Source organism: Cytobacillus firmus NBRC 15306 (genome assembly GCF_001591465.1).
GTDB classification, from domain to species: Bacteria; Bacillota; Bacilli; order Bacillales; family Cytobacillaceae; genus Cytobacillus; species Cytobacillus firmus.
Genome location: NZ_BCUY01000059.1, coordinates 1 through 24,200 on the forward strand (window position 1 = coordinate 1; position 24,200 = coordinate 24,200).

Annotated in this window: 27 protein-coding genes and 1 pseudogene; 11 read left to right on the forward strand and 17 right to left on the reverse strand. The window is 45.4% G+C overall.

Annotated features, from left to right (window positions below; genetic code table 11):
- Nucleotides 1-41: 41 nt before the first annotated feature.
- The 4 genes and pseudogenes from BFI01S_RS15325 to BFI01S_RS15340 all read left to right on the forward strand — a co-directional run.
- A pseudogene (locus BFI01S_RS15325) lies at nt 42-1,647 on the forward strand (sigma-54 interaction domain-containing protein); the annotation flags it as partial.
- Nucleotides 1,648-1,729: 82 nt separating this feature from the next.
- Nucleotides 1,730-2,005 (forward strand): (2Fe-2S)-binding protein, encoded by a 276-nt coding sequence (locus tag BFI01S_RS15330; RefSeq protein ID WP_061793390.1) that lies wholly within the window; start codon nt 1,730-1,732, stop codon nt 2,003-2,005.
- Nucleotides 1,998-2,330: a (2Fe-2S)-binding protein gene (locus BFI01S_RS15335; protein WP_061793391.1), complete on the forward strand. Its 333-nt coding sequence runs from the start codon at nt 1,998-2,000 to the stop codon at nt 2,328-2,330. Before BFI01S_RS15330 ends, BFI01S_RS15335 begins: the two co-directional genes overlap by 8 nt.
- On the forward strand, nt 2,327-3,565 hold the full coding sequence (locus BFI01S_RS15340; protein ID WP_061793392.1) for an NAD(P)/FAD-dependent oxidoreductase: 1,239 nt from the start codon (nt 2,327-2,329) through the stop codon (nt 3,563-3,565). Before BFI01S_RS15335 ends, BFI01S_RS15340 begins: the two co-directional genes overlap by 4 nt.
- A gap of 45 nt (nt 3,566-3,610) precedes the next feature.
- Here the strand turns inward: BFI01S_RS15340 and hisIE are convergent, their stop codons facing one another.
- The 13 genes from hisIE to hprK all read right to left on the reverse strand — a co-directional run bounded on the left by hisIE (nt 3,611) and on the right by hprK (nt 14,504).
- A complete protein-coding gene (gene hisIE / locus BFI01S_RS15345) occupies nt 3,611-4,252 on the reverse strand; it encodes a bifunctional phosphoribosyl-AMP cyclohydrolase/phosphoribosyl-ATP diphosphatase HisIE (RefSeq protein ID WP_061793393.1) in 642 nt (213 codons plus the stop codon).
- On the reverse strand, nt 4,249-5,007 hold the full coding sequence (hisF, locus tag BFI01S_RS15350; RefSeq protein ID WP_061793394.1) for an imidazole glycerol phosphate synthase subunit HisF: 759 nt from the start codon (nt 5,005-5,007) through the stop codon (nt 4,249-4,251). Before hisF ends, hisIE begins: the two co-directional genes overlap by 4 nt.
- Nucleotides 5,001-5,738: a 1-(5-phosphoribosyl)-5-[(5-phosphoribosylamino)methylideneamino]imidazole-4-carboxamide isomerase gene (gene hisA / locus BFI01S_RS15355; RefSeq protein WP_061793395.1), complete on the reverse strand. Its 738-nt coding sequence runs from the start codon at nt 5,736-5,738 to the stop codon at nt 5,001-5,003. The genes hisF and hisA overlap by 7 nt, the downstream gene beginning before the upstream one ends.
- Nucleotides 5,735-6,373 carry an imidazole glycerol phosphate synthase subunit HisH gene (gene hisH, locus BFI01S_RS15360; RefSeq protein WP_061793396.1) on the reverse strand — a complete coding sequence of 213 codons (639 nt, stop codon included), beginning with the start codon at nt 6,371-6,373 and terminating at the stop codon, nt 5,735-5,737. The genes hisA and hisH overlap by 4 nt, the downstream gene beginning before the upstream one ends.
- A complete protein-coding gene (hisB, locus tag BFI01S_RS15365; RefSeq protein ID WP_061793397.1) occupies nt 6,374-6,961 on the reverse strand; it encodes an imidazoleglycerol-phosphate dehydratase HisB in 588 nt (195 codons plus the stop codon). It lies immediately after the preceding gene.
- A 15-nt stretch (nt 6,962-6,976) separates the two neighbouring features.
- Nucleotides 6,977-8,248 (reverse strand): histidinol dehydrogenase, encoded by a 1,272-nt coding sequence (gene hisD / locus BFI01S_RS15370; RefSeq protein ID WP_061793398.1) that lies wholly within the window; start codon nt 8,246-8,248, stop codon nt 6,977-6,979.
- Between the two features lie 16 nt (nt 8,249-8,264).
- Nucleotides 8,265-8,909 (reverse strand): ATP phosphoribosyltransferase, encoded by a 645-nt coding sequence (gene hisG, locus BFI01S_RS15375; RefSeq protein WP_061793399.1) that lies wholly within the window; start codon nt 8,907-8,909, stop codon nt 8,265-8,267.
- Entirely contained in the window at nt 8,906-10,090 is a 1,185-nt protein-coding gene (locus BFI01S_RS15380) for an ATP phosphoribosyltransferase regulatory subunit (protein WP_061793400.1), read from the reverse strand. Before BFI01S_RS15380 ends, hisG begins: the two co-directional genes overlap by 4 nt.
- 219 nt (nt 10,091-10,309) lie before the next feature.
- Nucleotides 10,310-10,861, reverse strand: coding sequence for an acyltransferase (locus tag BFI01S_RS15385; protein ID WP_061793401.1), 552 nt, complete (start codon nt 10,859-10,861; stop codon nt 10,310-10,312).
- Nucleotides 10,858-11,505 (reverse strand): pyrophosphatase PpaX, encoded by a 648-nt coding sequence (gene ppaX, locus BFI01S_RS15390; RefSeq protein WP_061793402.1) that lies wholly within the window; start codon nt 11,503-11,505, stop codon nt 10,858-10,860. The genes BFI01S_RS15385 and ppaX overlap by 4 nt, the downstream gene beginning before the upstream one ends.
- Entirely contained in the window at nt 11,495-12,442 is a 948-nt protein-coding gene (locus BFI01S_RS15395) for a nucleoside recognition domain-containing protein (protein ID WP_061793403.1), read from the reverse strand. Before BFI01S_RS15395 ends, ppaX begins: the two co-directional genes overlap by 11 nt.
- Before the next feature lie 19 nt (nt 12,443-12,461).
- Nucleotides 12,462-13,286: a prolipoprotein diacylglyceryl transferase gene (gene lgt / locus BFI01S_RS15400; RefSeq protein WP_061793404.1), complete on the reverse strand. Its 825-nt coding sequence runs from the start codon at nt 13,284-13,286 to the stop codon at nt 12,462-12,464.
- A gap of 282 nt (nt 13,287-13,568) precedes the next feature.
- Complete coding sequence (gene hprK, locus BFI01S_RS15405; RefSeq protein WP_061793405.1) at nt 13,569-14,504, reverse strand: HPr(Ser) kinase/phosphatase; 936 nt, start codon at nt 14,502-14,504, stop codon at nt 13,569-13,571.
- 353 nt (nt 14,505-14,857) lie between these two features.
- On the opposite strand from hprK, the gene BFI01S_RS15410 reads away from it, so the two are divergent.
- The 7 genes from BFI01S_RS15410 (at nt 14,858) to BFI01S_RS15440 (ending at nt 21,939) form a co-directional block, all read left to right on the forward strand.
- Nucleotides 14,858-16,237, forward strand: a complete 1,380-nt coding sequence (locus tag BFI01S_RS15410; RefSeq protein ID WP_061793406.1) for a PTS transporter subunit EIIC — start codon at nt 14,858-14,860, stop codon at nt 16,235-16,237.
- Between the two features lie 85 nt (nt 16,238-16,322).
- On the forward strand, nt 16,323-17,393 hold the full coding sequence (locus tag BFI01S_RS15415) for a DUF871 domain-containing protein (protein ID WP_061793407.1): 1,071 nt from the start codon (nt 16,323-16,325) through the stop codon (nt 17,391-17,393).
- Nucleotides 17,393-18,292, forward strand: a complete 900-nt coding sequence (murQ, locus tag BFI01S_RS15420) for an N-acetylmuramic acid 6-phosphate etherase (RefSeq protein WP_061793408.1) — start codon at nt 17,393-17,395, stop codon at nt 18,290-18,292. Before BFI01S_RS15415 ends, murQ begins: the two co-directional genes overlap by 1 nt.
- A 187-nt stretch (nt 18,293-18,479) precedes the next feature.
- A complete protein-coding gene (nagA, locus tag BFI01S_RS15425) occupies nt 18,480-19,670 on the forward strand; it encodes an N-acetylglucosamine-6-phosphate deacetylase (RefSeq protein WP_061793409.1) in 1,191 nt (396 codons plus the stop codon).
- Entirely contained in the window at nt 19,667-20,401 is a 735-nt protein-coding gene (gene nagB / locus BFI01S_RS15430; RefSeq protein WP_061793410.1) for a glucosamine-6-phosphate deaminase, read from the forward strand. The genes nagA and nagB overlap by 4 nt, the downstream gene beginning before the upstream one ends.
- A gap of 32 nt (nt 20,402-20,433) precedes the next feature.
- On the forward strand, nt 20,434-21,165 hold the full coding sequence (locus BFI01S_RS15435) for a GntR family transcriptional regulator (RefSeq protein ID WP_061793411.1): 732 nt from the start codon (nt 20,434-20,436) through the stop codon (nt 21,163-21,165).
- 108 nt (nt 21,166-21,273) lie between these two features.
- Nucleotides 21,274-21,939 (forward strand): N-acetylmuramoyl-L-alanine amidase, encoded by a 666-nt coding sequence (locus BFI01S_RS15440; protein WP_061793412.1) that lies wholly within the window; start codon nt 21,274-21,276, stop codon nt 21,937-21,939.
- A gap of 40 nt (nt 21,940-21,979) precedes the next feature.
- Here the strand turns inward: BFI01S_RS15440 and BFI01S_RS15445 are convergent, their stop codons facing one another.
- From BFI01S_RS15445 to BFI01S_RS15460, 4 genes are read right to left on the reverse strand one after another with little or no spacing between them, the layout of a single operon-like run.
- The gene (locus tag BFI01S_RS15445; RefSeq protein ID WP_061793413.1) at nt 21,980-22,339 is read right to left on the reverse strand and encodes a phage holin family protein; all 360 of its coding nucleotides are present in this window, start codon (nt 22,337-22,339) and stop codon (nt 21,980-21,982) included.
- A 3-nt stretch (nt 22,340-22,342) separates the two neighbouring features.
- Entirely contained in the window at nt 22,343-22,537 is a 195-nt protein-coding gene (locus BFI01S_RS15450; RefSeq protein WP_035329262.1) for a PspC domain-containing protein, read from the reverse strand.
- A 51-nt stretch (nt 22,538-22,588) separates the two neighbouring features.
- Complete coding sequence (locus BFI01S_RS15455) at nt 22,589-23,698, reverse strand: DUF4097 family beta strand repeat-containing protein (RefSeq protein WP_061793414.1); 1,110 nt, start codon at nt 23,696-23,698, stop codon at nt 22,589-22,591.
- Between the two features lie 17 nt (nt 23,699-23,715).
- Nucleotides 23,716-24,036, reverse strand: coding sequence for a magnetosome magnetite crystal formation protein family (locus BFI01S_RS15460; RefSeq protein WP_061793415.1), 321 nt, complete (start codon nt 24,034-24,036; stop codon nt 23,716-23,718).
- Between the last annotated feature and the right edge of the window lie 164 nt (nt 24,037-24,200).

Consider the following 24,200-nt stretch of genomic DNA (forward strand, 5'->3'; position numbering starts at 1 on the left):
TTAAACAGTGTATAAAAAATTTTACATACCAGGAGGCTGTCATGTTTGAATTACCTTCAGTCAAAGAAATAATTGAAAATAATTTCATCTGTCTTAACACAAATAATGAAAATGCCTCAGTCAGTGTTTATTTAGATGATCCGTTTGCTTCATTAGCTGATGCCTGCAAGCGTCATGCAGCCGTTGCCATTGTAAATTCAGGCGGTCAAGCACTCGGCTGCATTACAAATGAACAAATCATTGATTTTTTGCAGGATTCCTACAACCAATTAAAGGCTTTCTATGAAGCTGTCATCCATACATCGGACGCTTCAGTCACAGTGATTGATGCTGATGAACGTGTCCGCACATGGACAGAGGGAGCCGAAAAAATCTTCTCTGTAAAAAAAGATGAGATTGTGGGGAAACCAATAATAGAATTCTTTGAACATCAGAATCTGCAAATCCTGGAATCCTTGTACAAAGGAAAAAGAATCCGGGGAAAACATCACCAGCCAAGATCTGATCTTTTTGTTCTAATAAATTCAAACCCCGTTCACTTTAATGGGCGAATTATCGGGGCTGTTGTATCGGAAACTGATGTGACAAGCCAGGTGGTTCTTAATGAGAAATTATTTAATATGTCGACTGAGGTTCACCGATTAGAACAGGAGATGGCGAAATACAGGCCTTCAGATCCCTTTAGATACATTAAAGGGAAAAGCGCAGTGATGGAAAAGACTGTAGAAATGGCGAAAAAGGTGTGCGCTGTCCGGTCAACTGTATTGATTTTAGGAGAAAGCGGGGTCGGCAAGGAGGTCTTTGCCAAATCCATTCATGAGGCAACTGAAGGACCTGAAGCACCATTTATATCCATTAATTGCGGTGCTATTCCAGCTTCATTATTTGAAAGCGAATTATTTGGCTATGAACGCGGGGCCTTTTCGGGTGCAGATCATAGAGGAAAAAAAGGAAAAATTGAGCTTGCCAGAGGGGGAACTCTTTTTCTGGATGAAATTGCCGAAATGCCTTTGGAAATGCAGGTCAAGATGCTTCGTGTGCTTCAAGAAAGAAAATATTACAAGGTTGGCGGTGAAAAAGAGATAGAGGCAAATTTCCGGGTAATTGCTGCAACCAATAGGGATTTAAAAGAATTAATAAACGAAGGCCAATTTCGGGAGGATTTATATTATCGGCTGAATGTTGTCAGTTTAAAAATCCCTCCTTTAAAAGAACGCTGTGAGGATATCGTTGAGCTCATTCATTACTTTTTAAATGATTTTTCACTGCGCTATCAGCGGCCGATCCATCATTTTTCCCCAGGAAGTTATGCAGGAAATGCTTCAATATGATTGGCCAGGCAATGTGCGGGAACTGCGTAATGTCGTTGAACGACTGGTTGTTTTTGCAACAGATGGAGTCATTCGAAAAGAATATTTGCCATTTCACTCAGCAATGAGCTATCCAGCTGCATCTGATATGGATCTTCAGGAAAACAGCATAGAAATAAAAACGGGCATTGTGCCGCTTCAGGAAGAAATGGATCGTCATGAAAAGCAAGTGCTTGAAAAAGCATTGGCATTAACCGGCGGCAACAAATTAGAATGTTCAAAAAAACTGGTAATCACCCGAGCGACTCTTTACAATCGTCTCAAACGTCTTGGCTTAAGCTGATTTAATATCCAGGCTTCAAAGTTGGTACGATTTTTGCATTGTATTTTTGCATATACCTGAAGAGGAGGATTTCCAAATGAGTAACAATGAGGCACTTGTGATCTGCCGCTGTGAAGAGGTTACCTATGGGCAGGTTTTCGCAACTGCAAAGGAACATCAGTGTACATCCAGGGAATTGAAGCTTAGAACAAGAGCTGGAATGGGATTTTGCGGAGGACGCACTTGCAGGGTCATGGTCGATCGGATTATTGAAAGTATCGTCCCTAATACAGGCGAAGGTGAAATTCCCTTAAAATATCAGCCTCCAATTCGCCCTGTAACTTTTGGAACAGCAGGTGATAATAATGGCTAGAATTATAGATCATCCGGTTTTAGGCAAATTAGATGATAGAAAAAAGATTCCATTCACATTTGATGGAAAAGAATATGAAGCATATGAAACTGAAACAATCGCTGCAGCCCTGCTGGCAAACGGTGTGAGAACACTGCGATTTCATGAGGAGAGTGGAACACCAAGAGGGTTTTATTGCAATATCGGCCACTGTATGGAATGCCGTGTATATGTTAATGGGCAGGCCAATATAAGAGCCTGTTTAACGGCTGTGAAGGAAAATATGGCTGTTGAAAGAGGAAAACACCATCCTAATTTAGTTAAAAGGATGGTGGAGAATCAATGATAGATGTAATCGTAATTGGAGCTGGGCCAGCAGGTTTAGCTGGTGCCATAGCCTGTGCTGAGTATGGCTTAAAAGTAACCGTCATTGATGAATTTGTCAGGCCAGGCGGCAGATTAATCGGCCAATTGCACCAGGAACCGTCCGGAGAATGGTGGAATGGAGTAAAAGAATCCACTCGTCTGCACAACGAAGCACAGAAACGATCAGTAGATATCCGCTGCGGCGTTTCTGTATATAACCTTGAAAAAGATAAGGATTTCTGGAATGTTCATACTAATACAGGAACACTGATAGCTCCTTATGTGCTGGTGGCAACTGGTGCCGCTGAGTTCCCAATTCCTGTGCCAGGCTGGACTCTTCCAGGTGTTATGTCCATTGGAGCTGCACAGGTCATGACGAATGTTCATCGGGTCGAGGTTGGCAAAAAAGGCATCATCATTGGTGCAAACCTTCTGGCATTTGCCATTTTAAACGAGCTCCAATTAGCCGGAATCAATGTGGAACATATTGTGCTGCCAGAAAAGAGTCCGCTTAGCCAAAATGCCGGAAAACCAGAGGAAGTCTTGAAGTCACTCCTAAATGCAGCACACCTTGCCCCGTCACCAATCTTGCGTTTCAGCAGCCGCTTTATGAAAAATAGAGGATTCCGCAAATTAGGAATGAAATTTTACCCTAAAAGCGGCGTTAAGGTGAATGGAACACCCTTGCAGCTTAGGAAAGCAGCACTTGAAATACTTGGAAAGGATCAAGTGGAAGGCGTCCTCACTGCAGATATTGATGCGAATGGAAACGTGGTCAAAGGTACGGAAAAAATATACGAAGCAGATTTCGTGTGTATCGCAGGTGGCTTGTACCCGTTAGCAGAGCTTACAGTAGTTGCCGGCTGCCCATTCCAATACGTACCAGAACTTGGGGGACATGTTCCGCTTCATTCTGAAAAAATGGAAACTCCGCTCGAAGGATTATTTGTTGCCGGAAATATCACTGGGATTGAAAGCGGAAAAATCGCCATAGCCCAGGGAACAACAGCAGGGATTTCGATTGCTAAATATGCTGGAAAAGGCAGCACTGACATCACTAAGAAGCTTGAACAGGCACTGAGAAACGTTCATACAGTCCGTCAAAACGCTGCCATCCAATTCAACCCTGAAATTGCAAACGGCCGGAGGAAAGTCTATGAACTTTGGGACGATCTTTATGGGAAAGAACAGGATTCTTTACAGGAGATAGGATGAAATGATAATCATCCAAAAGCAAATATTCGCAAAAAACCGCCCTCCCTATTCGGAGGACGGTTCTTTCTTTTCATGCCGTTTATTAAGCACTTTCAGGACTTCACTAAAAGGCAGTTCCTGCTCGCGCAGCAGCACCATCAAATGATAAATCAGGTCGGCCGCTTCCCATTTAAGTTCTTCTTTATCACGGTTTTTCGCAGCGATGATAACTTCTGCGGATTCTTCGCCGACTTTCTTCAGGATTTTATCCACGCCTTTTTCAAAAAGATAGGTCGTGTAGGCTCCTTCTGGGCGTGTCTTTTCGCGTTCTTCAATGACTTTTTCAAGTGTATTAAGGATTTCATAGTCAGATAAACCGCCTGACTCTTCCCCGTATACTCTTTCCTCAAAGCAGGTGATTGTTCCCTTGTGGCAGGCAGGTCCCGCTGGTTCAGCCAATACCACAATGGCATCCTGGTCACAGTCAAGCTTCATTTCTACAATTTTCTGCGTGTTTCCGCTTGTTGCCCCTTTGTGCCAGAGCTCATTGCGGGAACGGCTGAAAAACCAGGTCTCCCCTGTTTCCGCCGACCTTAAAAGGGATTCCCGATTCATAAAAGCTAATGTTAATACCTCTTTTGTGTTCGCATCTTGCACAACGGCAGGGATCAGTCCCTTTTCGTCAAACTTTATACCATCGATATTCATCGGACTACCACCCCTTTTTCCTTAATAAAAGCTTTCACTTCTGCCACAGATGTTTCTTTATAGTGAAAAATAGATGCTGCCAACGCGGCATCCGCTTTCCCATCAATAAATGCTTCTGCAAAGTGATCGGCGTTTCCTGCCCCGCCAGAAGCAATAACCGGAATCGAAACGGCCTCGCTGACTGCTTTTGTCAGCTTAAGATCAAATCCCTTTTTCTCTCCGTCCGAGTCCATGCTTGTCAGTAAAATTTCTCCGGCGCCGCGCTCAGCCGCTTCACGGGCCCAGGCAATGACTTCAAGATCTGTCGGTGTCCGTCCGCCATGTGTGTACACGCGCCAGGAACAGATCTCTTCATCGTATTTGGCATCAATTGCGACAACGATGCACTGGGATCCGAAGAAATTTGCCCCTTCTGTAATTAAACAAGGATTGTTTACGGCAGCTGTATTAAGAGACACCTTATCAGCACCTGCCCGCAAAATTCGCTTCATATCTTCCAGCGCGTTAATCCCGCCGCCGACTGTAAAGGGAATGGCCAGCTCAGACGCAACAGCCTTCACTACCTCAACCATTGTTTTCCGTCCTTCATGAGAGGCGGAGATATCGAGGAAGACCAGCTCGTCAGCTCCCTGCCCATCATAAAAGCGGGCAAGCTCAACCGGGTCACCTGCATCACGCAGCTGTACGAATTGCACCCCTTTTACCACGCGGCCGTCTTTTACATCCAGACAGGGTACGATGCGTTTAGTCAGCATGTTTCCTTCACCTCTTTCAGGGCTTCCGCTACGGTAAACCGGCCTTCATAAATGGCCTTTCCGACGATGGCGCCGGAAACACCTTCAGATGCATATTCCTGAAGTTCCGCCAAGTCAGCCAGCTGACTGACCCCGCCGGATGCAATTACACTTTTGCCAGTTTCCCGCGCAAGCAGGCGAACAGCTTCAACGTTAGGTCCAGAAAGCATTCCATCTGTTGCGATATCTGTAAAGATAAATGTTTCCGCACCGGCGTCGGCAAATCGCATGCCTAAGTCAACTGCCTTTACTTCAGACGTTTCAAGCCAGCCATGTGTAGCCACATAGCCATTTTTCGCATCAAGTCCTACCGCTATGGCTTTGCCATATTTGCGGATCATGTCAATAGCAAACTCAGGATTGGAGACGGCGATGCTACCGATGATTACTCGTGTTACGCCATTATCAAGGTAATGCAGGATGTCTTCTTCTGTACGGATTCCCCCGCCAATCTGGACAGAGGCCCCAAGTTCACGGGCAGCCTGGATGACATACTGATCATTAACCCGCTTCCCATCCTTTGCCCCGTCAAGATCGACCATATGAATCCAGTCTGCTCCTTCATCAGCAAACTTTTTGGCCATATCAAACGGGGAGTCGCCATACACCGTTTCCTTATCATAATCCCCCTGCAGCAGCCGGACGCACTTGCCGCCTCTCATATCGATTGCCGGATAGATGGTAAAAATCATTTCACAGACATCCTTTCTTCAACCAGCTCGGTGAAATTGCGTAAAAGCGCCATGCCGAGCGAACTGCTTTTTTCAGGGTGGAACTGCATGCCGAACACATTGCCTCTGCCAACCACTGCCGGCACTTCTACATCATACAAACTCCTGCTGATAACTACTTCTTCATCATTTGTATCTACAAAATAAGAGTGGACGAAATAGACATAATCTTCATCAAGCCCATTTAAAATCGGCGAACCCTGCAGGAATTCAAGACGGTTCCAGCCCATATGCGGAACTTTGTACGTTTCACCTTCTGCTGTTGAACCGGGAAAACGCCTCACATGCCCAGGCAGAAGCTGCAATCCTTCTGTCAGTCCATTTTCTTCACTGCTTTCAAATAAAAGCTGCATGCCAAGGCAAATGCCAAGAAGCGGCTTGCCTGTATCAGCAAACTCCTTAACCAGATCTGCCAGGCCAGTAGAATTTAAGATACTCATTGCATCCTTGAAAGAGCCGACACCCGGCAAAATTAGGGCATCCGCTCTCAGAAGCTCGTCTTTATTTTCAGAAAGGAAATAAGGAACCTCCAACCGTTCAAGCGCTTTACTGACACTGAACAAATTCCCCATTCCGTAATCGATGATGCCGATCATTTACAACAGCCCTTTCGTTGAGGGAACTCCCTTAATCCGCGGATCAATCGTCGTTGCTTCATCCAGCGCACGTGCCAGCGCTTTGAAAATCGCCTCAATGATGTGGTGTGTATTCTGTCCATAGTGAACGATGACATGCAGGTTCATTCTCGCTTCAAGCGCGAGTTTCCATAGAAATTCATGCACTAGCTCTGTATCAAATGTCCCCACCTTTTGGCTCGGGAACTCCGCCCGCATCTCCAGGTGAGGGCGGTTGCTGAGGTCAACCACCACTTGAGCCAGTGCTTCGTCCATTGGCACAAAAGCATTTCCATAGCGCTTGATGCCTTTTTTATCTCCTAGAGCATCCTTCAGCACCTGGCCCAGGCAGATGCCAATGTCCTCTGTTGTGTGGTGATCATCCACATCTGTATCGCCATTTGCGACGATGTTCAAGTCAAATTGTCCGTGCTTGGCGAACAGGTCCAGCATATGTGTCATAAAAGGCACGCCTGTTTCCAGATCGCTTTTGCCTTCTCCGTCTATATTTAAGGATAGAGTGATATTCGTTTCATTGGTTTTACGTGAAATTTCAGCAGTTCTGGCCATGATTATTCCTCCAGCTTATTTTCTTAGTCTTGTCTCAATGGATCTGGCATGGGCTTCCAGTCCTTCCAGACGTGCAAAGGCCGCAATTTTTTCGCCATTATCCTTTAATGCTTTTTCGCTGTATAAAAGAATGCTTGATTTCTTTTGAAAATCTTCTACATTAAGCGGGCTCGAAAAACGGGCTGTCCCGTTTGTCGGCAGGACGTGGTTTGGCCCGGCAAAATAGTCGCCAACCGGTTCAGGGCTGAATCTTCCGAGGAAGATCGCTCCTGCGTGACGAATCCGTCCAAGAAGCTCCATCGGATTCTCTGTTAAAATCTCCAGATGCTCAGGAGCAAGACTGTTAACTGTTTCAACAGCTTCATCCATGCTTTCCGTCACATAAATAGCTCCGTAATTGCTGATGGACCCAGCGGCAATTTCCTGGCGGGGCAGCTCGGCAAGCTGGCGATCCACTTCTGCTGACACCGCTTCTGCCAAAGCAGATGATGGTGTCACAAGGACTGCGCTTGCCATCGGGTCGTGTTCTGCCTGTGATAATAAATCTGCCGCCACTTCATCCGCATGTGCTGTGTCATCTGCCAATATAGCGATTTCACTAGGACCTGCGATCATATCTATATCAACATCCCCAAAAACTTCGCGTTTTGCAAGGGCAACGTAGATGTTCCCCGGACCTGTGATCTTGTCGACAGGCCGGATCGATTCAGTTCCATATGCCAGTGCAGCAATCGCCTGAGCTCCGCCGACTTTATAGATTTCTTCCGCACCGGCGATGTGTGCTGCAGCCAGAACAGCCGGAGGCAGCTTTCCAGTCTTTTTATCAGGAGGAGAAGTAATCACGATTCTCTTGACTCCCGCAACCTTTGCAGGAATCACATTCATGAGTACAGATGACGGGTATGCCGCCGTTCCGCCCGGAACATACAGGCCGACTGAATCAAGAGGTGTAATCTTTTGGCCAAGGACTGTGCCGTTCTCTTCTGTTGTCATCCAGGAAGGACGAAGCTGTTTTTCATGAAAAGACCGGATATTTTCGGCAGCTTCTTTAATGATCTCAAGGATTTTCCCATCCACTTGACTCAAAGCTTCTTCTATTTCAGCCAGTGGTACCTTTAATCCATCCAGAGAAATGCCATCAAATTTTTCTGTGTACTCTTTTAAAGCTTGATCGCCGTTTTTGCGGACTGATTCAATAATATTTTTTACAATCGCCCGCTGTTCTTCTGTTCCGTTATCAACAGACCGTTTTATTGAAATCTGGTCATCAATTTTTAACATTTTCATAGGGTTCTACATCCTTTTAAGAGCTTATTTCTTCTCCTGAAATAACTTCTGTCAGCCGGCCAACCAGCTCGCTGATTCGTTCATCCTTGATGCGGTAGCTGACTGGATTGACGATCAATCTTGATGTGATCCCGACAATGGTTTCGTATTCAACGAGCCCGTTTTCTTTCAGTGTCCGGCCGGTTGATACGATATCCACGATCCGGTCCGCCAGCCCGATCATCGGCGCCAGCTCTATGGAGCCGTTCAATTTAATGATCTCCACCTGCTCCCCCTGCTCACGGAAATATGCCGCCGCAATCTGCGGATACTTTGTAGCAATTTTAGGAGCCACATCATTCAGCCTGGTGTTTGGCAGTCCCGCAACAGCGAGATAACAGGCACTGATTTTCAAATCAAGAAGCTCGTAGACATCCCGCTCTTCTTCAAGCATTACGTCCTTTCCGGCAATCCCAAGGTCTGCTACCCCATGCTCCACATACGTTGGCACATCCATCGGCTTTGCCAGGATAAAGCGGAAATTCTCTTCCGGCACATCGATGATCAATTTACGTGAGTCATCAAATTCCGGTGGCAATTGAAAGCCTGCACGGCGGAGCAATTCAGCTGCTTCCTCAAAAATGCGGCCCTTTGGCATCGCAATCGTTAAAACATTACTCATTTTATGCTCTCCTTTCCAGCTTTTCCGACTAAAAAGGTAATGTCCTCGTACTGGCTGGTGCAGGCATCGATGTCCTTAACACCGCTAATATCCTGCAGGACCACTTTCTTTCCGGCAGAACGTTCTTCCTTCGCAAAATCGAATGCCTCCTTGCGGCGTTCCGGACTGTATAAAATGCAATAGACAGGTTCAGCCTCATTGCTGTCTTCCAGCGCTTCAAGCAGGCGGTCCAATCTGATGGCAAAGCCGGTTGCTCCCGTATCTTTTCCGAACTTTTGAAGCAGCAGATCATAGCGGCCGCCATTTCCGATCGGGAAACCAACATTTCCTGCATATACTTCAAAAAGAATGCCCGTATAGTAGCTCATATGGCTGACGAGCGTTAAATCAAATTTAACTGTGCCTTCCTGGCCGTAGTCCCGCATAATGCTCCAAAGCTGTTCAAGCTCAGCTAATTCCTTTTTTCCTGTGCCGTTTTCCAGAAGGCCATAGGCAATCTCAATAACTTCTTCACCGCCCCTTAATTTAAGAAAATCAAGAAGCCTTTGTTTATCAATGGACGAAAGAGCCAGACTCTTTACATGTTCCCTGTATCCTACATAATTTTTCTCATATAAAAATCTTGTCAGGTTTTCCACTCGTTCTTCCGTTCCTAAAATCTGCTGGAAGAAGTCACGGACAAATCCGATGTGGCCTGCTGAAAGCTGAAAGTTCTGCAGCCCCGCTTCTTTTAAAGCAGAGATCATGAGCGCCATTCCTTCGCCATCAGCACTGATCGTATGATCCCCAATGCATTCAACGCCGATTTGCTCAAACTCAGCCGGCCTGCCGCCCTCCCGCTGCTGTGCGCGGTATACATTGGCAGAATACGCAAGCCTGATCGGCAGCTCGTCTTTTAAGAGACGGGATGCTGCAACCCTTGCAATCGGCGCTGTCATATCCGGCCGGAGCACCAGGGTATGGCCCTGCTGATCAAGCAGCTTGAACAGCTGCTGATCCAATATCGCTGAAGCCGCCCCTACTGTTTCGTAGTATTCAAGTGCAGGCGTTTCGATAAACTGATAGCCCCAGCGTTTCATTTCCTCCTGGATGGATGAACGGACTGCAGCTTTTCTTTCGTATAGATCAGGTAATGTATCTCTCATGCCTAACGGCTTTTCAAACATAAATAATCGGCTCAAACCATTCACCTCTATGACTTAAAAATTCCGAATCCTTTAGTTCGCTAATATGGTAGTAGATTGAAGTTATATGTAGTTTAACGCGCATTCACCACGCCGTCAACCGAAAGAGACTGAAAAATAAAAAAGACTCCTTTTTTTAAAAAGGCGCTTACTTATATAGTTTGTTCTTTTTTCTATAGGTTATTTTAAGTTATAGATTAGAAAAACTCCGCCAGCCTAAGCAAGCGGAGTTTTGTTTTTATCTTCACCATATATCGGATCATCCGCCCAGCGTGCGGCAAGTTCTTCTTTTGTATAGATGACACGCATCGGGTTACCCCCAACAAAAGCGCCAGACGGGACATCTTTATGAACAAGCGTTCCAGCTGAAACAATCGCACCATCTCCGATCATGACGCCGGGAAGAATGGTTGAATTGGCGCCAATCATGACTTCGCTGCCAATTTCAACCCTGCCAAGGCGATATTCCTTAATCAAATATTCATGGGCGAGGATCGTAGTGTTATATCCGATGACTGTGTTGCGGCCGACACTTATTTTTTCCGGGAACATGACATCCAGCATCACCATGAGTGCGAATGATGTCTGATCGCCCACCTTCATTCTCAGGAAATTACGATAGAGCCAATTTTTCATGCCCAGAAATGGCGTATAGCGCGCAAGCTGAATCACAATAAAGTTTTTGACAACCTTCAGGAACGGAACCGTTTTATACACATGCCAGAGTGAATTGCCTCCCTCTACCGGAAAACGCTCCGTTTTTCTCATTGGTTTTCTGCCTCAAGAATATCGAGCAGGTCAGCCATATTGTCCAGCATATAATCCGGTTCAAAGCGCTCGAGGAAATCACGGCCTTTCGCTGTCCAGGCAACACCTGCCGTTTTCGTGCCGGCATTTTTTCCGCCATCGATATCGTGTGAATTATCGCCGACCATAATGGCTTCCTCCGGCTTCGAATCCAGCAGGCTCAACGCCTTCAAGATTGGTTCCGGATCGGGCTTTGGCTTATCCACATGATCCAGCGTGACAACCACATCGAAAAACTGGTCAAGATTTGTCAGCTTTAAGCCTTTTTCAACTACATTGGAAACTTTCGTTGTAACAATGCCCAGTTTATATCCCGACTCTTTTAAAGTCCGAATCGTTTCAAACACGCCATCAAATTCCTTCACAAGCACGTCGTGGTTCTTAATATTGTACTCCCGGTAAACCGAGATCATCTCTTCCACTTTTTCCGGGTTGATGGACTCAAATGTTTCATGCAGGGTTGGCCCCATGAACGGAAGAACATCTTCCCGCTGATAGCGGTCAGGATAATATTTTCCGAGCGTATGCAAAAACGAGGAAATAATTAATTCATTTGTGTCAATTAGTGTTCCATCTAGATCAAACAATAGTGTGTTAATGCTCATATGTTGCTTCCTTTCTTTTTGCCAGATCAGCACGGTTCCAAATCATCGCCACCGCCAGTGTCAGGATGATCGCCACACCCAGGCGGATCAGCAGAAGCGGCAGCACCGGAATGCCAAGCGGCACGAAAATCAGTGTATCTTCAACGACTGCGTGACAGGCAACAAGGAAAATAAATGCGATCGTTACATCTTTTTTGCTGACGCCATCTTCCTCTACAGCCTGGATCATGACGCCAGCCCCATAGGCAAGGCCAATCAGCAATCCGGCTGCAAGGGTTGTAGACGTATTTTCTTTCATTCCAAGTGCCCTGGTCACAGGCGCCATCCATCTTGAAAAGACAGCAAGCCATTGCTTATCTTTTAAAATCTGAATAATGATCATCAGCGGAATGACTATGATGGCAAGCTGGAGAATGCCAAGCAAAGCCGTCTGCAGTGCATCCAGCAGGATTGGCATTGCCCCGGATACCTGCTCTTCTTTTGCCGGAATAAATCCGTACTTAGCCGTTTCGGATCCGCCCTGCCAAACAAGGTTGATAACAATGGCGCTTATCAGCGCCAATCCGAAACGGACGGTAAGAACGACCCAAAGCTTAACGCCAACCTTCAAAGCGACTCCTGTTTCAATCAGCATATTATGTGAAAACGACAGCATGACGGCAATAATAAACACTTCTTTAACCGTTAGATCGAGCGTTAAGATCGCTCCGATTCCGGCATACAAATTCAAGAAGTTCCCCAATACAAGCGGTATGGCTGCATCTCCTGACAGCCCGATCAGATTCATAAGGGGCGTGATCAGCTTGATAACCCATGGAAGCACCGGCGTATGCTGCAGCAGTGCCACAATCAGCGTGACCGGGAATATGACTTTCCCGAGTGTCCATGTTGTTTTTAAGCCGGCCATCAGCCCCTTTTTGGATGATTCAACCAGCATCTCTACTCTCCCCTGTGTGTTATTTCCCCTCGGCTTTATCCAAATAACGAGCTTTGGCAAGACCCTCTGCTCTTCTATAAAAAATCAGGACCAGCGCCACAATAATAAGAACGATGGATATCGTCTGGGCAATCCTTAAATTCTCAGTAAGCATCAAGCTGTCGGTACGGAGGCCTTCTACGAAGAAACGCCCGATCGAATACCAGATAACATACGAGAGGAAAAGCTCCCCGCTCCTTAAGTTTGCTCTTCTTAATAATATAAGGATGATAAATCCAATGATATTCCAAATGGATTCATATAAAAAAGTGGGATGATAATAAGCTCCGTTAATATACATCTGGTTAATGATGAATTCAGGCAAATGCATATTCTCAAGGAACGCCCGGCTGACTTCCCTCCCGTGCGCCTCCTGATTCATGAAGTTGCCCCAGCGGCCGATTGCCTGCCCCAAAATGATGCTTGGCGCTGCAATATCAGCAAGCTTCCAGAACGAGATTTGCTTTTTCTTTGCGAAAACATAAGCGGTGATGACAGAACCAATTAAAGCTCCATGAATGGCAATTCCGCCATTCCATATTTTGATGATTTCACCCGGGTTCTGCGAGTAAAAATCCCATTGAAATATAACATAATAGATCCTTGCGGAAATAATCGCAATGGGGATGGCCCACAGCATTAAATCGGCAAAGATGTCCTTAGGGAGTCCCCTTCTTTCCCCTTCCCTCATCGCGATAATGAGAGCCAGTGCAATGCCGAGGCCGATAATCAGGCCATACCAGTGGACCTGAATCGGCCCAAGTGAAATGGCAATCGGATCTAATGGCTGAATATTGTTTTCCATGATCACTTCTCCTTTCGAAAAGCGCAAGGCGCCCGCTTATCGGCGACAAGCATAAGACAAGCCGGCATGAAGGTTGTTCTTTAACCTTTGTGCCGGATTGGCTTATGACCTCGAGCCGATGGCGCCTGGAGCTAGACAGTTATCAAATTTGAAAGATATAATTTCTATTAATCCTATGAAAGCGCGGCGGCGCCCTTTATCTATTCTTTTTTGAAGCCTGATGAAGGTTAACAGCTTTCAATCAAACGTTTGATTGAAGAATGATTGACCTGTTTTCACATATTAACGATCATCATGGTCTCCGTCCTCAATCACATCGGAGAGGCGGTTCGTGAACTGTTCCGCTGCATTCATTCCCATTCTCTTTAAGCGGAAATTCATGGCAGCCACCTCAATGATGACAGCGAGATTTCGTCCGGGCCTTACCGGAATTGTCAGCTTCGTAATCTCCGTATCGATGATTTTCATTTTTTCTTCATCAAGTCCGAGGCGATCGTACTGCTTTTTCGGGTCCCACAGCTCCAAATTCATAACCACAGAGATTTTTTTATAGCTGCGGACAGCTCCCGCGCCGAACAGTGTCATTACATTGATGATGCCGAGACCGCGGATTTCAAGCAGATGTTCGATCAATTCAGGCGAATTTCCTACCAGATAATCTTCATCTTCCTGCCTGATCTCCACACAGTCATCCGCAACAAGGCGGTGTCCGCGTTTTACTAATTCGAGTGCTGTCTCGCTTTTACCTACTCCGCTTTTACCTGTTATCAGTACCCCTACCCCATAAATATCAACAAGGACGCCGTGAACAGCCGTTGTTGGAGCAAGCTTGCTTTCCAGAAAATTTGTCAGCAAACTGGAAAAACGGGTCGTTTTTTGCTTGGATCGAAGCAGCGGAACCGATTCTCTCTCGGCTGCTTCAATCAGTTCTTCAGGGATATCAAGTCCTCTCGTCACGATTATGCCGGGCGTAATATCTGTACAGAGGCGTTCAAGCCGGATTTCCCGCTCAGAATTTGTTAACGTTTCAACGAAAGACAGTTCCGTTTTTCCGATCAATTGAACGCGTTCAGCCGGATAATAATCAAAATAACCTGCCATCTCCAAGCCCGGACGTGAAATATCACTCGTTGTAATCGGCCGGTTTATGCCTTCCTCTCCGGCAATCAATTCAAGCCCAAATTTTTCTATAATATCTTTCGTGCGCACTTTTACCAAAATAAGTTCCTCCTTTAATGCTGGCACTGCCGGATGATCTCTTTATATGTAACTCTTAATTCTTTAGGTTCATGAAGTTTCACTTTATTCATTTTAGCACTTTTTAACCCAGAACCAAATTTCTGTAATCGATTTTTTCAAAATTTAACACTAGGCCCATATGCTTAATCCTGTATAAAAAAGACAATTTTCAGGATTGTTCTGCGTATAGATATGGTGACATGCCCATATAAAATATATAAATGGTATAGACAACTATACTTAACCTTGATAATATGGGTATGTAAGCGAATTCATTTATTTTTTAGCTCTTATTACGTTTATTCACTTTAAAAAAAGAGGGGGAAAAGCTCATGCGTAAAGAAGAACGTTTGGCGAAAGAGATTACGGAGCAGTTGGGCGGCACCGGCAATATTGCGGAACTGGCCTCCTGCATGACCCGTCTTCGCGTGAAGCCGGTCGATGAAAGCAAAGTCAATCTGAATGGCATCAAGGATATTGACGGCGTTATGGGTGTTGTGGAAGCAGAAACACTCCAAATCATACTGGGACCAGGAATCGTCACCAAAGTAGCTGACGAGGTTTCCAGAATGACAGGCAAAAATGTTTCTTCCGTTGATGATGAAGAAGAGATTGACACTTCATTGGAAGGACTGGCAGCCAGGACGAAAGCCGGACTAAGTGAGAAAAATGCTACTCCATTCAAGTTATTTTTACGAAAAATTGCAAGTATCTTCATACCGCTGATTCCAGCTATTGTTGCTTCCGGTTTGATTGCAGGAATCAATAACGTAATCATCAAATCAGGCGGAGATCCGGAATCTACTCTTGTGCAAATGCTTGATCTGATTGGCTGGGGTTTATTCGGTTACCTGGGTGTATTTGTTGGTATTAACACAGCGAAGGAATTTGGAGGATCTCCTGCTCTGGGCGGTGCGGCCGGTATTCTATTAATCAATCCAGGCCTTGCCAATATCACTTTATTCGGTGAAGCGCTGGTGCCGGGCCGCGGAGGACTTATCGGAGTCATGCTCGCTGCGGCATTGGTGGCCTTTTTGGAAAAAAGAATCCGCAGAGTCGTTCCTGCAGCTATTGATATTATCGTAACACCGACACTTGCATTATTAATTACAGGCTTTGCGACATTCTTTGTCCTGCAGCCTGTTGGCGGATTCCTTTCTGATATCATTACTAAAGGCCTGCTTGGCATACTAGATGTCGGCGGCATCCTGGCTGGATTAGTACTTGCCGGAACATTTCTTCCTTTAGTTGTAACTGGTTTGCATCAAGGTTTAACACCAGTTCACATGGAATTGATTAACACAATCGGCGACGATCCACTGCTGCCGATTCTTGCAATGGGCGGGGCAGGCCAGGTAGGTGCGGCATTTGCTATTTATTTCAAAACAAAAAATGCGCGTTTGAAAAGAGTCATTAAAGGCGGACTTCCAGTTGGAATGCTTGGAATCGGCGAACCGCTTATTTTCGGGGTCACCCTGCCGCTGGGACGTCCTTTCCTGACAGCATGTCTTGGGGCTGCTGTCGGCGGTGCTTTCCAGGCGTTCTTTAAAATTGCTACAGTAGCCATCGGGGTTTCCGGCATACCTTTAGCCTTCCTTGTGCATCCGAATCAGGTCGTTATGTACCTGTTAGGACTATTACTTGCCTATGCATTCGGCTTCCTGTTCACATGGCTGTTCGGATTCAAAGAGGAAATGGCGAAGAACATATAATAAACAAAGAGAAGGAGGAGCTTTCCTCCTTCTTTACTTATGAGTCCCCATTTTTACAAAATTCAGATTTAAAGAGGTGACCAGGATGCTTGGAATATCAGTTTACTTATCAGAAGAGCGTCAGTATCAAAATACGGAATGGATAGAAAGGGCGGCTTCTCACGGCCTCACTTCCATTTTCACATCCCTTCATATTCCCGAAGACGACCATAGCACTTATAAACATTTGCTTCAGAATCTTGGGGCCTTGGCAAAGCAGCATCATATGGAACTCCTCGCAGATGTTTCTCCCCAATCATTGGGCCATTTAGGATTGGATTGGGATTCGATTGATACACTTCCCGAATGGGGCCTTACCGGAATCCGGGCTGATTATGGCTTCACTTCTGAACAGATTGTTGAACTCTCAAAAAAAATGAAACTTGGTATCAATGCCAGTACGATCTCTGCTTCAGAATTGCATGAGTGGATGAAAATGGGATTAAAAACCAATAATATAGAAGCCTGGCATAACTTTTACCCGCGGCCGGAAACCGGTTTGGATAAAGACTTTTTAATAGAGCGAAATAAGCTCCTAAAAGGCATGGGGATAACTACCATGGCGTTTGTGCCAGGAGACGGGGAACTACGCGGTCCGATTTTTGCCGGATTGCCTACTCTTGAAAAACACCGGGGCTCGTCACCTGCTGCTGCTGCGGCTGAACTGATGAACAGCTGCTGGACAGACAAGGTATTGATTGGTGACCATTCTGTAAAAGATGGGACTCTTGCACAGCTGGCGAAAATCTCGGAAGGTGCTGTGCCTCTCCGGATCGAGCTGATCGGCGGACAGTTCCATGGGGAGCTTTTTAATAAAATCCATACAAATCGGATGGATCCTGCCAGGGATGTTATCAGGTCGGTTGAATCAAGATCCTATGCCGGGCAGGGATCAAATAAATGGGAACCTTTAAACCAGCTGGAACGTAAAAAAGGCAGTATCACAGTTGATAATATTCTATACGGCCGCTACGCAGGAGAGATGCAAATTATATTAGCAGATCTCCCTCAGGATGAACGCGTGAATGTAATCGCCAGAGTAATAGAAGAAGATATGCCCCTGCTGGATCAGATTAAGGCAGGAACTAAATTTCAATTAATAGTGAGGGATAAATAATGAATATTACAAAGCTGAATACAGAGCAGCGAAACCCAAAAACAATGGAAATAGATTTAATGACAACAGAAGAAATTATTACAATCATAAATCAGGAGGATACAATTGTTCCTAATGCCATCGCAAGAGAAATCCCTCACATTGTAAAAGTGGTGGATGAAATTACCGAGAGCTTTAAAAAAGGAGGCCGCTTGATTTACGTTGGAGCCGGCACCTCAGGACGTCTTGGCATTATCGATGCTTCAGAATGTCCGCCGACATATGGAACAGACCCTGAAATGGTTGTCGGCATTATCGCCGGGGGCAAGGAAGCCATGACCGAGGCGGTTGAAGGCGCTGAGGATGACAGTGAACAGGGACGCCAGGATGTCGCCGATATTCAATTATCGGACAAGGATGTGCTTGTCGGCATTGCGGCGAGCGGCCGTACGCCATACACAATCGGAGCTCTTCAATATGGAAACGAAGTCGGTGCTGTTACTGTTTCAGTTGCCTGTACCAAAGATTCCGAAATGGGGAAAATCTCTAAATATACGATTGCACCCATCACAGGTCCGGAAGTGGTTACAGGCTCTACAAGAATGAAAGCGGGCACTGCACAAAAGCTCGTCCTGAACATGTTAACAACTGCTTCCATGATTAAGCTGGGAAAAGTGTACGGCAATTTGATGGTGGATGTACAGATGACAAATGAGAAGCTGTTTAAGCGTGCTGAAAATATCGTTAAAATGGCTACAGGTGCATCTGATGAAGAAGCCCGGGCCGCACTTAAAGAACAAAACTATCAAACAAAGGCAGCCATTCTTCAGATTTTAACAGGATTAAAAGGTGAAGCAGCCGCCGAGCTTCTGAAAAAGCATAATGGCTACTTACGGGAAGCAGCTGCGGATACAAAATAATTATTTTTTGTATGTATTTCTTCTAATACTCAAATAAATAGGATAGAAAAGCGTCCGATCGCCTTCTATCCTATTTTTAGTTGTATAGACCAAAAAGTTCTAGAAAGTTAAATCCTCGAACTGGTATAGACATCTAATTCCAAACCTTTTATAATAAAAGTATCATTCAAACGGAGATGAACTGAAAATGAGCCGTCTATTACTGAAAAATGCCAGAATCCTTCTGGAAAACAGCACGAATGATAAAGGGTTTATTTTAATAGAAAATGAGCAAATCCTGGAGACTGGAACCTTGGAGGAGCTTCCTGCCATCGGCCAGGATACAGAAATTATAGAACTTTCCCATCAGCACACAATCAGTCCGGGGTTTATTGATGTCCACATACATGGCGCTGGCGGTTCCGATACGATGGATGCCACATTTGAAGCGCTGAACACGATGGCCGGCGTTTTGCCTGAAGAAGGGACTACAAGCTTCCTGGCTACAACCATCACACAGGAAAAAGAAAAAATAGAAGCTGCATTGATCAATGCGGCTCACTTTCAAAAAGAACAAAATACTCCCGGTAAGGCGGAAGTAATCGGAATCCACCTGGAGGGCCCGTTTATTAACGAAGCAAGAGGCGGAGCCCAGCCGAAGGATCATATCCTTGAGCCTGATATTGAACTTTTTAAGCGCTGGCAGGAAGCAGCAAATGGAACCATCAAGCTGATTACACTTGCACCTGAGAAAGCAAATGGCTATGAGTTTATCCGCTACTTAAGTGAACACGGCGTTGTTCCTTCAATCGGCCATAGCGATGCCATTTATACAGAAATGGAGAAAGCTGTACAGGCAGGAGCCAAGCAGGTGACCCACCTGTTTAACGGAATGAGAGGCATGCATCACCGTGAACCTGGTGTTGCCGGCGCTGCGCTTTTATTTAAGGAATTGATCGTTGAAATGATCGCTGACGGCATCCATGTCCGTCCAGAGATGATCAAGCTTGCACTGAACGCCAAAGGCGCTGATGGTATGATCCTGATAACCGATTCGATGAGAGCCAAATGCCTGAAAAATGGCCATTATGATCTTGGCGGACAGGATGTAAAGGTCGAAAATGGCCAGGCACTGCTTGCTGACGGCACATTGGCTGGAAGCATTTTAAAAATGAAAGACTCCATAAAAAATATGATTGACTTTACAGATATACAGCTGCATGAAGCTGTCCGGCTTGCGAGCAGCAACCCGGCCAGACAGCTCAATATTTTCGACCGGAAAGGCAGCATTTCAGAAGGCAAGGATGCGGACCTGGTTGTACTTGATGAGAACCTTGAGGTTGCCATGACCTTCTGCCGAGGCGTCAAAGCCTTTGAACGTGAGGTGAAAGGGAATTGAAAATCATTCGAACAGCCGATTATCACGATATGAGCCGAAAAGCTGCCAGGCTGATGATTGATAAAGTCCGCCGGCAGCCTGATTTGACATTAGGGCTTGCTACCGGAAGTACACCAAAAGGAGTTTATGGCGAACTGATTAAAGATCATCAGGAAAATGGCACTTCTTATGCAAAAGTCACGACGATTAATTTGGACGAATATATCGGCCTGCCCCCAACTGATCCTAATAGCTACAGGCACTTCATGAATAGCGAACTATTTGATCATCTGGACATCCAGCTCGAAAACACGCATCTTCCCAATGGAGCCGCAGAGGATATGTCATGGGAATGCGAACGGTATGAGCAGCTGATCAAGGATCTGGTGGATATTGATCTGCAGGTACTGGGAATCGGGCGCAACGGACATATCGGATTCAATGAACCGGGCACTGCCTTTAACAGCCGTACGCATGTCGTGGACCTTGCGGAAAGTACGCGTAAGGCTAACGCTAGATTTTTCAATTCTATAGAAGACGTCCCGGCCCAGGCAATTACAATGGGAATCGCTTCGATTCTTGATAGCCGGGAAATCATCCTGCTCGCTTCAGGTTCGGCCAAGGCAGAAGCCATCAGACAATTGGTTAACGGAGAGCCTGATGAACAGTTTCCCGCATCAGCCTTGAAGCTTCATCCGAATGTGACCATCATAGCCGATGAAGAAGCACTTGGCCTCGTCAGTCAGGACTGATGATCAGTATTAATAGTGATAGGAGAATTTCCATGATCGATAAGCAATCACCCATTCCGATATATCACCAATTGGAAGAGTATATTAAACAATTAATAGAAAACGGCAAGTTAAAGCCTGATGAAGCCATTCCTTCTGAGCGCGAGTATTCGGAGCAATATCAGATTAGCCGAATGACAGTCAGACAGGCACTAAATAACCTTGTCAACGATGGCTATCTTTACAGGCAAAAAGGACGCGGAACTTTTGTCAACAAGCAGAAGGTCGAACAAAAGCTTCAGGGATTGACCAGCTTTACTGAAGATATGAAAGAGCGCGGCATGGTGCCGAGCAGTCGCCTAATATCATTTGAAATCATCCCGGCCGAGCCTCAGCTGGCGAGAAAGCTTGATATAAAAGAAAACACACCGGTATATGAAATTAAACGGGTGCGGATGGCAGACAGCCTGCCAATGGCGCTGGAAACCACCTACTTGCCTGCTAATCTCGTTAAAGGGCTTACAGAAGAAATCATCAACAAGTCACTTTATCAGCATATCGAAGAAAAATTGTCCCTTACCATCAGGGAAGCCACCCAGCAGATTGAAGCCTCAATCGCTAAGGAAACGGAGGTAAACCACCTGCAGGTAGAATCTGGATCTCCTGTACTCCTTATTGTCCGCACTTCCTTTTTAGAGGACGGCACGCCTTTTGAGCTTGTAAAATCAGCATACCGTGCAGACCGCTACAAATTCGTTCATACGATGCAGCGCGCTGCAAAATAGGAGAAAGCCCCTTGGGGTTTTCTCCTATTTTCATTTTACCATGTCCTTTTGGAGGGTTTGTCCATATTATATATATGAAGATATTTTTTTTCAGAAAGGAGTGATCAGATGAAGATCATATTAGATGCCGGACATGGATGCAGCACCCCCGGCAAGCGCAGCCCTGACGGAATGAGAGAATATGAATTCAACCGTGCTGTCGCCAGCCTGGCAAAGGAGATGCTGGGAAAGTATCAAAACACAGAGGTATTCTTTGCCCATTCCGATGAACGTGACGTGCCGCTTGCCGAAAGAACCTCCCTGGCAAATAATCAAAACGCTGACTGCTATGTGTCCATCCATGCCAATGCTTACGGAACAGGCGGATGGAACAGTGCAGGCGGAATTGAAACATATGTCTACCCTTCCAAGCCTCGGGAAGCATTGGCACTAGCTCAAAAGATACAGCGAAACTTAATCAGTTCTACAGGCTTGCGGGACCGGGGAGTCAAAACAGCTGATTTCCATGTGCTGCGTGAGACAAAAATGACTGCAGTTCTTGTGGAATGCGGGTTTATGACCAATAAAGAGGAAGCTTCCCTTCTCCGGACCCCCCTCTACCGGAAACGCTGTGCACAGGCTATTGTAAAAGCAATTGCCGAGCAATATGCCTTAAGAAAAAATGATAAAATCAAACAATATAAAGTTCAAGTTGCCTTTCCCGAAAAGCAGCATGCCGAGAAACTTGCCGGGAACCTTAAGAAGGACGGCTTTAATGCCACGATTATTGAATAGAAAAAAAGCCAGCATAACGCATGCTGGCTTCTTAACGCATTTACTTTTCCCTCGCCGATTCCAGGATTGCTTTTTGAATGATCAGATTAACAATTGACATAATCACAGACACAAGAATCGCTGTGCCAAACCCGGCAATTTCAAATGAATCACCCATAAAACCATCCGTTATCATTAGCGTGACAGCATTGATGACGAACAGAAACAAACCGAGCGTTAAAACAGTAACGGGAAGAGTTAAAATAATCAGGATTGGTTTTACGAGAATGTTCAGGATGGAAAGCATGAAGCTGGCGCCAATGGCAGCCCCAAACCCCGACAAGTAAAACGAATCCTTAAAAAAACCTGCGATCGCTACAAATAGGACCGCATTTATCAAGATTCCCAGGATCCATCTCATTTCCTACAGCACCTCTTCATTCGGAAGCACAAACACAAGCAGAGCATAGATGAGTGTCATCGGGAAAACACCAGTTGTAAATAATAAAACAATGAAAATCACCCTGAGTATGGTAGCGTCTATTCCAATCGATTTTGATAAGCCGCCCAATACTCCCGCTAATTTCCGGTTGCTGCGGGAGCGAATCAATTTATTCATTAAGAATCCCTCCTATCAAGAAAAGCGGAAGGCGCTATTGCTCCCCCCGTTTTACCAGGCTGTTGACCGTTTGATCGTGATGGCACCTGTCTTTGAGTCAGCCCGCAGCTTAAGTCCGCTGCCGCTTTCTTTCACAGACTTAAAGCGCAGCATTTTCTGGATCACTTCGCTCTTTTCTTCTATTACTTCAATACCCTCAATGTCAGGATGAAAACTGCCCAGATTTGTCCGCAATTCTCCGCTGACAGCAGCGAAATCCGGAACAAACAGATCGATGCTGCCCGTCGCTGCCTTCGCTTCAATCCATTCGCAGCGTTCATTTTCAGCCCTGCAGGTTACATTTCCATTAAAAGATTGCAGTTCAACTTTTTTGAAGTCTCCCTCAGCCAGAATGGAGCCATTTAACGTTTCGGCTTCCACATGATCGATCCGGCTTTTTTGAATGGTAATCTGTCCGTTGGCTGTTTCAGCCTCCACATTTCGGCTGTTCAAATCACTAACCGTTATCTTTCCATTAGCCGTTTTCGCTTTAAAGTTTTCCACTGATAAGTTTTGACTTTCAATCGGGCCATTAAACATGCGGATTTTCACATTTTCATATTCAGACTTTGGAATATAGATGACTGCTTCAAGCTTCATCCATTTTTGCTGAGTCGAAAATCTCAGCCTTTGCCCTTCAATGGCAAAAATGACATCCTTCAGAAAATTCCTGCGGGCTTCATCCTGATTATCCACACGATAAACCTTGGCTTTGCATTCAACACGCACATCACTTTGCTCCCATGGAATTACCTTAACTGTTCCATTGGCAACATCAATGTCCAGATCTTTTAAGTATGCGTCTGCATGCTGAAAAATATGAGAGATTTCAACATTTTTCCCAAAATTAAAATCAAGATCCAGATCCTTCACTTTCTTAAATGCTGAATCTACAAAATCAATGATTTTTTCCTTTGCACTTTGATGCTTTGAGCTATAGGGCTCACCCTTTTTAGCTTCTTCAAACTTAACCTCAGCAGATAGCTCCTTAATTAAGTCCTCCTGCTTCTGCTCCATCGTCTGATTTGTTTGTTCAAGCTGTTCCAGCAGAGTTAAAGCTTCATCCACAGTAAGCTTTCCATCCTCGACCATTTTTAAAATACGTTTGCGTTCCTCTTTCATTATCTGGCCCTCCTCTATTAGTTCGATTCCTGTATCAGGACTTTTACCCCTTTAATGATATTCCAGATAAGTACAATTAATAGCAGTATGATTGTGATGCCGACAGCTGCAAGAAAAAATACCGGAATTCCCTGATCATATACTGTAAACTGAGTTACCCCTGCAAAAACAATAACCGGAACAGGAACCAGCGGGATCAAATGTGATAAGAATGCACTCTTGGCATGCCGCTTCACTTCCCTGTCTTCTGAAGCAAAAAATACAATGAGCGGAAAAATAAATCCTGCGAACATAATGCTAAAATAGCTTAAGGCAGACAGAATCTTCCTTGTTTCCAATGTTCTCAGCTCCTTTATCTGTGTAATACGGAAATGGAGCGTTAAAAGTTTCAGCTTCCTCTTCATTATAGAAAATCAACGGAGCATTTACCTCCATATTTTTAAAAATACATCTGCAGGCTGAGGGGCTCCATGGCCTCAAGTCTCATAGCCTTTTCTATAAG